Raw genomic sequence first — 13,888 nt, forward strand, 5'->3', positions numbered from 1 at the left:
ATTTGTAGTATACTTACAAATTAGTAAGTAAGTTTTACCAATATGTTAATGGGGGTTTTTGTTTTATGAAGAAAATTGCTACATGGGCATTGGCGTTCGTATTTGTACTTTCGTTCGCACTACCACAAGCATCAGCAGCCGCACCATCTTCAGCAATGAAGTTTGTAGTGGATGGCGTCGAAGTCACAAGCTACGAACAGCCATTCATGTCACACGATCAAGTTTTAATTCCGGTGGAAGATTTGTTTAAGGAAGCTGGCTATAAAGTTTCCAAAGATAAATCAGGTAAAATCAACGTAACAAACACGCATTTGACAGTTGATTTCAATGCAGCTGCAAGTTCGATTGAAGTGAACGGCAAGAAAGCGGACACTGAATTCCCGCTTACACTGCAAAATGCAGGAAACTATGTTTCTGGCGAATTTTTAGCAACATTAGAAGGTTTTGATGTTGAAGTTTCCGAAGATCAAAAAACGGTTAACGTAACAACAAACCGTGTAGAAGATGTCGCTGCATTCTTAGCAAAAGCTTCTGCTGCAGACTTGAAAAGTGTTTCTACAGCACTAACAATGGACTTGAAAATGGAGTCATCACTTGAAGAAGAAGCAATCAACATGCTTATGGATATCAAGATGAACCAAATCAATGAGCCACTATCATTCTATACAACTACTAAAACATCAGCAGATCTTGCTGGAGAAGTAATTGAAGATGTTTCTTCTATGTACCTTTCAAAAGACGGTTACTTCCAACAAATCGGTGATGTATGGGTCAAGCATGATGATGAACTAACAGAAGGTTTATTCGATCTTTCAACACAAACAGATCTACTTGCACAATTAGAAGAGCTACAAACGAAATTTACTAAAGGCGTTAACATCTTTGAATACGATGATGTATATGTAATGACACAAACAATTTCTAACGAAGAATTCGGTGCTATGATGGAAGAAGTAACATCTTTACTTCTAGGATCAGGCTTAACGGAAACAGTAGTAGTGGAAGATACAGAAGCTACTCCTGTAACTGAAGAAGAGGCTAAAGCTGAAGAAGCTACAGCTACTGAAACGAAAGCTATCGAAGAAGTAGTTGTAGAAGCGACTGAAGAAAAAGCGGTCGTTGAAGAAAAAACTGTTACTGATGAAGAAGTTGTCGTTGAAGAAGAGGCTACTGAGGGAGAAATTACTGAAGAAGTAATTGGTCTTGAGGGTCTAGATTTCAACATCGAGGAATTCTATGTTGTAACTACAATGGATAAAAAGACATTGTTCCCACTTGATACATCTGCAATTGCACATATTACAATGGCGATGGATGAAGATACAATTTCTATTAAATTAAATCTTTCTGGAACATTCAGTGACTTTAACACAGTAAAAGAAATCAAAGTTCCTGCTGACGTTATTAGTAAAGCAATCAGCATGGATGAGTATATCAAAATGTTAGAGCTAGAGATGGAAAAATTAGAGGCTTTAGAGAAGTAATTAGATAGGAAAAGCGGAACGAGCTCTTGTGTGAGCTCGTTCCGCTTTTTTATTAACTCAAATTTGTGAGTGCTTGGCCCCCACAAAATTATGGTAGCTTATTGTGTTACTGAAATATTTGTTGGTACTAAAAGTTTATTTCCAGCAGCATCTACTATATCAAGTGACTTCAAGGCTTCTAGCGACAAACCGCTAGCGATGTTTTCATTCGTAACATTAGCTTCTAATGTTAATACAACTGATGTAACCGCAGCTCCCGCAGAAGTAGTGACTTTATCATTTGTAGCTACAGTTGCACCACCGATTAGAAGTCCAAAATCAGTTGACACATTTGAAGCATTGACAGCTTCTGAGAAAGTAAGAGTAACTTCATTAGTTTTCGTCAATCTTGCAGATGTAACTGTCGGCGCAATGTTTTCATTTAATGATACATCGGATACCTGGAATGTCTCCATAGTTTTGGTTGAACCAAGTGCTTTCACATTTTCAATTGTGATGTTACGAACACCTGTGAAGTTATTGGAACCAGCTTTCAAATTCAATACAGCTACTTGCTTGCCATCTGCCGCAACAGGATTTAATTTGACTGACTCGACAATAGCGCTCGAAATTTGGTAGTTCGCTGGATCTATAGCGGAGGCGCCATCAATCGCTTGATCGAAGGTAACTTCAACTTTGTGGTTATCAGACCCTTGTTGAACTTGTGAGACTCCTACTACCTTTGTATTAGCCGGAGTGCCGTCTTGTCCACGAGTGAATGTTGCATTTACAACATCGACTGGTACCGAAGACACACTCGTAACATTGGTAAGTTTAAGATCTAATGTGTAAGTTGCCCCTTTGAAATCTTTAGTACCTAGGAATACAGCAAGTGGTACACGGATCACTCTCTTATTCGATGTATCCTTATAGTCAATCGCTTTAGGAGTAATATCTCTATTCGCCAAATTAGTTGTTACATAATCTTTTACGTAAGATCCGCCAGTTGCGTCAATTGTCGCGTTATCTAGTTTTACATCCTTATCAAATGTAATTTCCAAATACTCGTTTAGATTTGAAGAGTCCGTTACAACAGCCCTTGACACTACTTTAGGAGCGTCTGCATCTTTAACAAATGCTACGACTTTACTGATGTCTGTTCCCGCTTCCCCACTTAAGTCTGTAAACGCAGAAACTTTTATAGTTTTAGCCCCTGCCAATACTTCGGATACCGTAACGATGTAATTCGCAGCGTCATTCGTGTCTTGTACTACATTTTCAGTAGCTACTGGTGTACCGTCAATAGCGATTGTCGGTTTTCCATTAAGGGCTTCGGAAAACTTGACTGCAAACGTCTTAGCACCTGTTTGGGCAATAGCCGCTACTGTTGGAGCAACACCATCAGCTACACCCTTCGTAAACGTAACAGTTGCTGGGTTTGGAGTAATTAAGTTACCCGCTTGGTCCTGTGCACCTATGAATGTAGCGATAATTTCTTTATTTGCAGTTACAGCATTTGTCATTGTAAATACGACTTCTTCTGCACCAACGGCAATTTTGCCTGAAATGCCAGTAACTGCTGAACCATCAGCGTATTTAAATGTTACGTTATTGAAGGCTTTCATTGGCTCAGAAAATTTAACTTTTACTTGAGTAGCTGAAACTCTTTCTGTTCCTAGAATTGTAGGGGCAGTTTTGTCTGCAGCAATTGTAATCGTTGCTTCGTATTTATCAATATTAGCACCAGTTACTGATTTCAATCCATCAACTACAACATCATAGCGTTTTGAAAGAACATTTTTAGCTGTAATTATTAATGTTTTTCCATCCTTGCTAAGTTCACCTTTAAGTGATCCAGCATTTAATCCATCTAATGAAGTTAAAGAAATCGTATTAGCTTTAAGTGCGTTATCAGCATCTAATACTGATTTAGCATCTACAGCCGTAGAGAACTTAACTTCAACTTGTGTAGCATTCAACGCATTCACTTCAGTAACAAAGCGATCGTCTGCTGCAAATTCAAATGTCATAGCAATCGTTTTATCAACTTTCGCTTCACCTTTAGTAAGTGTTACAACATATTCACCAGCAGTTTTACCTGCAGCTACTTTTGCTACTACGTCTTTTTCAGTTACAAGTGAAGTAACATATGCTTCAACTGCTGCTAGTTTGTTAGCGTCAGTTGCATAGTTTCCGCGAGCAACAGTGACTGCTCCAGCTTTCACTTGTTCAGCTGCTGCATCTACTGCAACTTTATCAACATCTACTACTGGAGCTTTGACTTCAGAGAAGTCTGTGTTGATTGATTTGTGAAGGAATGTAGCGAAATGTCCACGAGTTGTTGTGTTTTTAGGGTTGAAAGCTGGTGCAGCTGGGTTCGTGATATCGAAGTAATCTAGAACGTCGATTGCTGTACGAGCTTCAGCTTTCGCTTTCGTTAGATCTGTAACGTCTTTTTTGAAGTCTTGTTCTTTAACATATTTTACGAGTTCTATGTCTTTAACTGTATCAAATGCGCGAACGATAACAACAGCCATGTTTTCACGAGTGATGTTGTCGCCTGCTAATAGATTACCGTTACTTCCGTTGAATACGCCATTGTCTTTAACGACTGCAGCATATTGCAAGAGTTCATCATTTGATTTTGATGTCAAATCTGAGAAACGCATTTTAGTTTTATAGTCTGTCGGTACTTTATAGCCTTCAGATACAAGCCATTTACCCATCAATTTCACAACGTCAGAACGAGTCAAAGTTTTGTTTGGCAAGAATGTTCCGTTTGGATAGCCTGTGATAACACCTGCATCAGATAGTGCGTCGATTGCTGTTTCGTGTGTGTTACCTTTCGTATCCTTGAAATCTTTCGCACTTGCTACCGGTGCTACTGCGGATGCTACTAGAGCAGCTGATGCAGCCCCTACTATAAACTTCTTATACTTCGCTGATTGATTACTAGACATAAAATAATTTCCTCCTCTTAAATACTATAGAATAGTATTATAAAAATACTAATTCTTAGTGGTACTGCTTATGTACCTTTTTGTTGCACCTCTATCGTAGCATGTTGGATATTCTCTATCAGAGTCCAATTTTTGGATATTACTGTTTACTAGAGTAATAGGCGAAAGTAAAATAAGCAGCATTATAAACATAAATAAGATGAATTTAACTGCAACCGACATCACTAGGGACGAGGAGCGTTTCATTCACCTATATTATTTTATACCCGACCAGGAGTTTCTTTAAACAGATTTTCATATTTTATCGAGGGAATTAGTTTTGTAAAAAGAACTATATATAGAAGGTAATTGGGTAGACGAGTTTATATCTGCAAAAAGACACCATTTCAACTAGCAAAATGGTGTCTTTCCTATATCGCTATTATTTGGATTACAATTTGAACTCCAATGCCTTTGACACTAGCTTTCCGAACTTAATTGTGCGTATCAATCAAACATTCACGTTTGTTGTGTTTGTGTTGGAATTGACTGGGTGACTGTCACCCAGTCAATTCCAACCATCCGCGCTCAACGATAAACTCAATTGGAGCTTTCGTTGAAGTAATAAGCTTACAGAGCGGAAATTCCGCTTTCACCCGTTCTTCGAGTTCAGTGATTAGCATTTCCAAATGAATGAGAGCCCCGCCATTCAAATACACATCACAGACACTGTTTTGCAGCCCGCACTTCCGCAACACAGAGCTAACCAATAGCGCAAGTTCGTCAGCCGCTTCTTCAATGATGTTTGTCGCTATGACATCTCCCTTTTTAACGCAAAGGTTAAGAATAAAAGCTAATTTTGCAATCGAATCAACGGCATAGTCCGGGCCAAAAAGCCATCCTGCCAAGTCTTGAACAGAATCCAGTTCCAATTCTCTCAATGCTTCCTCTTTTAATGAAGTAACAGAACCTCTTCCGTCCTCCATTTTGAATATCGCCCGCACTACTTCAAGCCCCATCCAGTATCCGCTTCCTTCATCTCCCGCTCGGTGTCCCCAACCACCTGATCGGAAAATGTCCCCTTTGCCATCATGTGCATACGCGATTGAGCCTGTCCCTGAAATGAGCAAGGCACCAGGTTTACCCCCTGTTGCCCCAAGCATCGTTGCTTCCGCGTCATTTTCGATGATGAGTTTTCCAATTTGTAACCGACGTAAACGACACACTTCTTCTACAAGATTCCTTACAACCAACTCATCGTGTTTCGAATCAATTCCTGCGAGTGCAAAAACTGCAATAGCTACCTGTCTATCAGAAAGGATGTCCTGTGCATCTGACAATAAACCGGTGAGGACTTCTCGCACTTTCCCCTCGCCTACCGTCTGGTAATTGGAACCTTCCCCTTCTCCCTCAAAAAGTATAGTCCCATCATGCTTCCTTACTGTCACTGCCGTTTTTGTTGCACCGCCGTCGACTGCAAGGATTACTTTATCCATCAGGCCTCACTCCAGTCCGTTTTAAACGTTTCTAACTGAATTTCCGCATCTAAAATCGCATGCTCTTTTTCAGTAAGCCATTGCATCGCTTCTTTAGCGACCTCTTTTGATCGCTCAAGCGAGTCTTTCATTGTTTCAGCAGCCGGCCCCCCGTAGATTGTCCGTATGTTAACGAAATGTTGGGGGCGTAACGCATTATAGAAATCCTCTTCAGAAATTAATAGTCCTTTATTCAAAATGAGTTGCGCCTGATCACTCGCCAACTGCCATGTCAATTTCATTAAGGACTCTTCGCCTGCCTCTATTAATGCCTTCACGCAATTACTCACAATTAGATGAGATTGTCTGAATGAAATCTTTTCTGACCGAACAAGCGTATCGGCCAGTTCCGTCACGTTCGCAAAACTGCTTTCCGCCCGTTTCAGCAATTTATTCTTATTTACTTTCATCGTCAATACAACGCTACCGAACAATTGATAAATACCAATAAGGCGGTCAATCGCTTTCCATAGAAACGGTTGCATATCGTCTTCCGTATCAACAATATCTCCGAACGGGGTGTTATGCACCATCGTCAACACCGTATTCGTGTCGCCGACGACCGCTGACAGTAAAGAACGCATATGTTCAATCGAAACCGGGTTGCGTTTTTGTGGCATGATTGAACTGATCTGAACGTATGGATTCGCTAAAGTGAACACGTTGAACTCTTGCGTCGCCCACGTTAGAAAATCTTGAACAGTACGCCCCAGATTTAGCGCAGAAAGCTGGATTGCACTCGCGGACTCAGTTATATAATCTGCTCCCGCAACAGCATCCCACGAGTTTTCGATGATAGCATCAAACGCAAGCAGGTCGCACATTCGCTCCCGACTGATTGCAAACCCCGTCGTCGTTAGCGCCGCTGCGCCCATACTGCTTCGGTTCACCGTTCCAAACGCCGATTGGACACGTTTGAAATCCCTGCTTAACTGATCAATAACCGCCTTCAAATAATGTGCGAGCGTCGTGGGTTGTGCTTGTTGTGTATGCGTATAGCCGATCATCACCGTATCGACATGTTCTTCACAAAATGCGATTAACGCATCTTTTAACGCCAGCATCTCACTCATCAGTTCCAGCAGTTTTTTGCGCAGCGTCATTCTGTAGATGGCGATCCCCATATCATTCCGGCTTCGAGCGATATGCAGATTTCCCGCAATATCTCCCGCGTCCTCTATCAAATCATGTTCGATCCGAAAAAACAGATCTTCGAACAGAGGATTATAATGGTCTGTGCTGTAATAATCCACATCAAGCGCGTGTACCGCTTTCCCGATTGTCACTGCATCTTCAGGACTGACAATACCTTGTTCCTCCAACATCTTCAAATGTGCAGCATGAATCTGGATCATTGAATGCAAAAAGTACTTTTTTGCTTCATCGTAAGCGGGTTGCAGAACCATTTTCCGATATGTTTTCGAAGGAAACTCTTCCCCCTCAGCCTCATTGATGCGATCTTTGAAATTCCTGATCATGATGCAATCCATCCTTTCTAGGGTGACAGTCACCCCTACAATTCCCGCACAATTTAATTAAATCGCTGACCCTGCAGTGCCTTTCGACAACTTTTCAGATATCGTCAACACAATAAGGATTAATATGACTTGCAGTACACCGTACGCACATGCTGTACCAAATTTGAAGGCGTACATCTTCTGGAAAATCGCTACCGAAAGAGGCATCGTTGATGTGCTATAGATAAGAATTGAAGCAACAAACTCTCCAATACTTTGAACGAACGCAAGAAGTGTTCCCGCTAAAATACCCGTCAATGTCAACGGCAGGACGATTTTGCGGAACGTCCTCCACCAACCCGCGCCAAGGCTCCTTGAAGCCTCCTCTATTGATTGGTCCATCTGCATTAACGATGCAGACGTCGAACGGAAAACGAGCGGCAAGTGGCGGATGAAGTACGCCAGCGGCAATATCCAGAACGTCCCAATCAGGACCTGATTGAAGGCGAAAACATTTTCCTCACTGAAAGCCGCAATCAAGTTCACCGCGACGACCGTCCCGGGAAGTGCCCATGGAACCATTATTAAAATATCAAGCAATGTCTTCCCTTTGAAGTTAAGCCGTACCATCGCATATGCCGCAGCAACACCGAAGATAATATTTCCGACAGTCGCAACGAAGCCCATTTGCAGCGAGTTCCAAATTGGTCGCCACGTCCGTTCGTCTGTAAATAATGCTTTATAATGATCAAATGTATATTGGGGCGGTAAAACTTGAATCGTCCACGTGCCATCCACGGAAAACGAGATAAGAATGAGCGTCAATATCGGCAGTAATAAGATAATGACACCGACGAAAGATAGGATGATGGAAATTACTTTCATCGCCGTCGACTTCACTTCTGAACGATGGACACTGATTCCTTTACTCATGTTTTGGTAATTCCGCTTATTTTGGTACCACCTCATGATGATTAAAAATGAAATGGATACGAATGATAAGATTGTTGATTGCGTTGCCGCCATATCCAAATTACCGTTCGTCCGCGATAAGTAAATTTGCATCGTCATCGTGCGTTCTACACCAAAAATGAGCGGTGCTGTGTACGACGCCATTGAAATCATGAACACGAGAAGTGCTGCAGCAACAATCGACGGTGTCAGCATTGGCAAAATAACTTTTCGCCAGATGCGAAGTCTACTTGCGCCAAGGTTCGTCGCCGCCTCTTCAAGTGACGGATCAAGCCCTTTAATCGCTGCCGAAGCGGTCAAATAGAAATACGTATACATTGTAAACGTATGGACGACGATAACGCCCCATACCCCTTTCAGGGCAAATGGAACTTGCTCCAAGTTGAATAAATGCTGGATACTCCGCGGGATAATTCCGCTTTCTCCATATAGAAATGTGAACGACAGTACACCGACAAGCGGTGGCAATGCCATCGGAACTAAGACAAGGACAGACAGCACACGACGACCAGGAAAATCATATCGCTCAAGTAAAAACGCCATCAATACGCCGACAATTGCACACGTAATGACACTGATTACTGAAATGTACACACTCGTCCAGAGCGCTTCCAAATTGGCCGTGCTCTCCAAACTGAAAAATTTCTTATAATTATTCAGCCCTGTCTCACTGCCAAAACTTTGGATGAATGTCTGGTAAAAAGGGAAAATGACATAGCCGAACAAAATGAGAAACAATGGTGAAATAAGGACATAAATGAATGAAGGAGACCGGGTAATACGGGCCCATAAACTATCTTGCGTCGAGTGAATTGTCTGTTTCTTCATTAGTTATCCCCCTACTCCCCAAGAAAGTAAAGGCTTCGGGTCGGAATGTTCAATTGAATCGAATCCCCGATTTCCAACAGTTTTCCGCCTGTATTGATGATCATCACTTTGAGCGTAATCCCCGGAATGTCCACCATGTAGTTGACACTTAACCCGGTAAATTCAACAAATGTAATTTCTCCGGTCAACGTATTTTCTCCTTCGCCTTGACCAATCGATTCAGGACGGATCGACACATGGACAACTTCCCCTTTATTCATCATGGCAAGCGGAGAACTGTTTTCAACAAGCCCCGTCAGCAATACGCCATGTTCGTTTTTCACACTGACTTTTTCACGGTCGACTGATATGATCGTCATTTCCATCGTATTCGATTCGCCGATGAATGATGATACGAATCTATTAACAGGGCGATTGTAAATCTCCTGTGGCGTACCAATTTGCTGTACATAGCCGTCTTCCATTACCATGATGCGGTCTGACATCGCCATCGCTTCTGTCTGATCATGTGTTACATAAACCGTCGTCACGCCAAGTTCAGCTTGCAGACGTTTAATTTCAATCCTTGTCTCCTCACGCAGCTTCGCATCCAAGTTCGATAGCGGTTCATCCAACAGTAAAATATCCGGTTTAATGACAAGCGCACGTGCCAACGCTACCCGTTGCTGCTGACCACCGGAAAGCTCGTTAATTTTTCGCTCCCCGTACTGTCCGAGGCGAACAAGTCCTCTTACTTCATCCACTTTCCCCTTTATTTCCTCTTTCGAAAACTTCCTTACTTCCAGACCAAATGCAATATTTTCATTTACCGTCATATGCGGAAAAAGTGCATAGTTTTGGAACACCATACCGATGTCCCGCTTATTTGGCTGCAATCTCGTTACGTCTCGATCATCGAAGAAAATTTTCCCTTCCGTGGGGTAATAAAACCCCGCAATCATACGCAAGGTCGTCGTCTTCCCACAACCGCTCGGACCAAGAAACGTAAAAAACTCGCCCGGCTGTATGTCGATATTCAAATTTTTCACGCCGTGGACTTTACCAAACGTCTTCGTAATATCTGTTAATCGAACACCTTTCATCCCGCCACCTCTTTCAATCAAATCTAGTCTCTATGTAAGGGAAAGACCCCGGAATTGATTACCCGAGGTCTTGATGAAAAGCGCAAGGCGCCTGACTAGATGCGACAGGAATAAGGCAAAGATGCGGAGCGGCGTGTCTATGCCGCAGAGCAGCTTCGACTTATGACCCGAGCATCTGGCGCCTAGAGCTAGACACTTTTCTATGATGAATAATATATACTTACTGAATTGTTCAACTACAGTTATTTACCTTTGCCTTTGATATTCGAATCCCAATGTTCCATCCATTCCGCTTCTTTTTCAGCCATCACTGCCCAATCGATATCCAGTGCCTTCAAGTCAAGATCTTGATACCAATCTGGCATATCTTCTTTAGCAATATCCGAACGCGTCGGAATCTGATACAATTCTTCTGCAAGTTCTGCACGCACTTCCGGGTCGAACAGGAACTCGTAGAACAGTTTTGCATTCGCTTCATTCTTCGCATCGTTGACAATGCCGACCGCATCTACAAGAATCGGTGCACCGCTTTTCGGATAAATATAGTCAAACGGCTGGTTGTTCAACTTACTCTGAAGAAGGATATCTTGTAAATTCCACAACGAAACCGTACTTTCTTGTCTCGCCAGCTTTAAATAGAGATTCGTCGGATCTTGTGCATAATCTTTCGTGTTTGCATCCAGCCCACTAAGCCATTCATAGCCTTTTTCAGGATCATCCGCACCTTGGCGATAAATCATCGATGAATAAATTGTACGCATCGTTCCGGAAGCTAGAACTCCGCGAATGACGATTTTATCTTTCCATTCTGGCTTCAGTAAGTCATCCCAATCTTGCGGACCCGTCTCCTTCGTCAACACGTCACTGTTGATCATTATCACTTCTGGCAACAGCATCTCTCCATACCATCTGCCTTCTGGATCTTTGTAATCCGCTGCAATCGCATCGTCAAATGACGGCTTGAATGGCATAAGTAAATCTTCATCCGCCGCCACCATCATTGCCGATTGTGTACCACCCCACCAGAAATCCGCTTGCGGGTTCGCTTTTTCACCACGGACACGTTCAAGGATTTGCTGTGCCCCCATCGTCAAATTATCTACTTGTATATCGGGATATTTTTCATTGAACATCCCCACGACCTTTTCAACAACACTTTCATCACGTCCCGTGTAAATAACAAGTTTACCTGATCCGCCTTCGTCTTTCGCTACACCATCGTCATTACTAGTATCGCCTTCCCCTTTATCATTACCGCATGCAGCCGCAACAAGGAGAAGCAGGATGAGCATCATACTAAAAATCCCTTTTTTCTTCAATCAAAAAACCCCCTTTTGATTATATGAACGATTGCATGTTACCTAGAATAAAATCACTACCCTACTACTATATGATTACCCAAATAGAAACGCTTTTATTTAGTGTAAATTGGATAATCATTCTAGTCAAATTTATTAGTTAATTTAGAATACAGCGTTTGAATAGTGTGGTTGACAGTGGACAAGCCTCCTTTATTCGGCCATTGAATTTGTCTGCTCGATAGTGAGGCAGGGACCAAATAATCCTTTTTACTATGTGCATTACCGTCAAACTATAATTTTTCACTCAAACAGATATGCATAAACGGTATTCCCCATCCTACCTGTAGTATTTACTGCCTGTGATAGGGAATTCAGTATCGCTTCCTCTGTAACCTCAGCTGCACCAAGGAAAAGATCATTCATAATTGGGTGATCCTCCCTCATCTGCTGTCTTGTTTCGACAGTATTCGCGGTGAAATGTGGAACTTTTTGTGCCGTCGAAAAAGCGATGACAATGTCACCACTGCCATTACTAAAATGACTTCCAGTTCTCCCCAGTCCGATACCACACCTTTTCGCAACCCGTCTTAGTTGCCTGCTACCCAGTGGTGCATCTGTAGCCAAAACAATCATGATGGATCCGTCGGCCGGTTTGGGATATGTAGGCACGTTCTGATTGTCATCCAGTTTATATCTGTCAATTTGAAAGTCTTCTTTCCTTCCAAAGTTACTAAGGACTAGACAACCAATTGTATAGGTCTCTCCACTATCACAGTCTTCGACGATTCGTGATGAAGAACCGATTCCGCCTTTATAGCCAAAACAAATCATGCCTTTTCCAGCACCAACCGCCCCTTCCAGGGAAGCATCAGTGGAAGCTCCTTTAATAGAAGCAACAGCGTGATTTGGTTGAACCGGTAGCTCCCGGATTGAGTTCAACCTACTGTCATTGCATTCCCCGACAACTAGATTAATTGTCCCGGTTGCATCTCCAATCTCGGGATTTTCTTCTAACATATATTGTAGCGTCCCTTGCGCAACCGCGGGAACACCAAACGTATTGGTTAGCATAATCGGAGACTCAATCAGCCCTAATTCATCCACTTGGACGAGTCCTGTTGTCTTTCCGAAACCATTCAATACGTAACTCGCGCCCACAACTTTATTCATGAACAAATTGTCCCCATGCGGTAATATAGCTGTCACGCCAGTAGCGGCGTATTCAGCCCCCTGCAATGGATTATCCAGTGTGACATGCCCAACCTTCACACCCTCTACATCCGTAATACAATTCTTTATCCCGACTGGAAGACGACCAATCGTAATACCTCTATCTCTAATTTTTTTTGGCTCTTGTAGTTTCAATTTTAATCACTCCAGGTAATAATGGTTTTTAGATGAATGACTAGTTCAAGATACTGAACTCGCAATCATGATTAAACTTCTAATCAATTGATAACACTCCAACACATCATCAGTGACAAATGAAATCGTAAGGGGTCCTGTCCTTTTCACGAAGGGTACTATCTCAACTGCATCAGCCAGACCGGTATGCAAAAACTCCATTTCCACTGTATAAGGTGCTTCCATAGTAAATGGTTTAATCTCGTCGCGGTGCAGCAACGCTTTTTTCGTACCTTCTTTTATGAGTTCCCTTGCCCTAACCGGATGGACGTTCAGAGCCGTAGTTCGATTAATCGTTTGTTTTACGATTGCCTGATGAACATCTGGAATGCACTCCTCGGCTTCGATTGCTACTAAATTACAACCTGATACAAACACAACTGGCACATCAAAATGACCAGCGACCAGGGCATTTAGACCAAATTCCCCAAGCTCTACTCCATTTACTTCAATAGTCCTGACTACCCGACCATTAAATGTATGATTTAATATACCATCTGTACCCATTCGAGTGTGATACCCAACAAAAAGAACCGCGTCGAAATCCGCACTAATCCCTTCCATCATCGCCAGTTTTTTCGGTCCCCCTAGAATAAGTTCTGCTTTCGTATGTAATTTATCATGATAGATATTACGCATTGTTCCGTGGGAGTCATTGACAACAACTTTTTCTGCTCCCGCCTCCAACGCGCCAAGTATGCAAGCATTGACCTCTTCAGTCATCAACATCCGTGCATAGTTATGCTCTCTACCATCCCGGGCTGTATGTTCGCCATGAACGACCCCTGAGACACCTTCTATATCAGCTGAAATATAAACGCGCATATTTTCTCCCTTTCACAAAGTGATTTTTCATTCTATATATATTGAATTAAAGAACTCCATCGAATCCGCTACGGCGCTAGGG

9 protein-coding genes are annotated in these 13,888 nt (G+C 42.4%); 1 reads left to right on the forward strand and 8 read right to left on the reverse strand.

All coding sequences use genetic code 11. The annotated features are described in order from the left end of the window. Positions 1–65: 65 nt before the first annotated feature. Positions 66–1,484 (forward strand): DUF6612 family protein, encoded by a 1,419-nt coding sequence (locus tag MKZ11_RS00100; protein WP_340792051.1) that lies wholly within the window; start codon positions 66–68, stop codon positions 1,482–1,484. Between the two features lie 98 nt (positions 1,485–1,582). Here MKZ11_RS00100 and MKZ11_RS00105 read toward each other — a convergent pair whose 3' ends face one another. From MKZ11_RS00105 to MKZ11_RS00140, 8 genes are all read right to left on the reverse strand, one after another. Further along, positions 1,583–4,423: an S-layer homology domain-containing protein gene (locus MKZ11_RS00105; RefSeq protein WP_340792052.1), complete on the reverse strand. Its 2,841-nt coding sequence runs from the start codon at positions 4,421–4,423 to the stop codon at positions 1,583–1,585. A 539-nt stretch (positions 4,424–4,962) separates the two neighbouring features. Beyond that, a complete protein-coding gene (locus MKZ11_RS00110) occupies positions 4,963–5,898 on the reverse strand; it encodes a BadF/BadG/BcrA/BcrD ATPase family protein (RefSeq protein ID WP_340792053.1) in 936 nt (311 codons plus the stop codon). Further along, positions 5,898–7,415, reverse strand: coding sequence for an argininosuccinate lyase (argH, locus tag MKZ11_RS00115; RefSeq protein ID WP_340792054.1), 1,518 nt, complete (start codon positions 7,413–7,415; stop codon positions 5,898–5,900). The genes MKZ11_RS00110 and argH overlap by 1 nt, the downstream gene beginning before the upstream one ends. A 57-nt stretch (positions 7,416–7,472) precedes the next feature. Further along, positions 7,473–9,194, reverse strand: coding sequence for an ABC transporter permease (locus tag MKZ11_RS00120; protein ID WP_340792055.1), 1,722 nt, complete (start codon positions 9,192–9,194; stop codon positions 7,473–7,475). An 11-nt stretch (positions 9,195–9,205) separates the two neighbouring features. Continuing rightward, on the reverse strand, positions 9,206–10,276 hold the full coding sequence (locus MKZ11_RS00125; protein WP_340792056.1) for an ABC transporter ATP-binding protein: 1,071 nt from the start codon (positions 10,274–10,276) through the stop codon (positions 9,206–9,208). A gap of 242 nt (positions 10,277–10,518) precedes the next feature. After that, on the reverse strand, positions 10,519–11,571 hold the full coding sequence (locus MKZ11_RS00130; RefSeq protein ID WP_445327016.1) for an extracellular solute-binding protein: 1,053 nt from the start codon (positions 11,569–11,571) through the stop codon (positions 10,519–10,521). A 306-nt stretch (positions 11,572–11,877) separates the two neighbouring features. Continuing rightward, the gene (locus MKZ11_RS00135; RefSeq protein ID WP_340792057.1) at positions 11,878–12,942 is read right to left on the reverse strand and encodes a DmpA family aminopeptidase; all 1,065 of its coding nucleotides are present in this window, start codon (positions 12,940–12,942) and stop codon (positions 11,878–11,880) included. A gap of 45 nt (positions 12,943–12,987) precedes the next feature. Next, on the reverse strand, positions 12,988–13,806 hold the full coding sequence (locus MKZ11_RS00140) for a M55 family metallopeptidase (RefSeq protein WP_340792058.1): 819 nt from the start codon (positions 13,804–13,806) through the stop codon (positions 12,988–12,990). Positions 13,807–13,888 lie beyond the last annotated feature (82 nt).

This window comes from Sporosarcina sp. FSL K6-1508 (genome assembly GCF_038007465.1).
GTDB lineage: Bacteria > Bacillota > Bacilli > Bacillales_A > Planococcaceae > Sporosarcina > Sporosarcina psychrophila_B.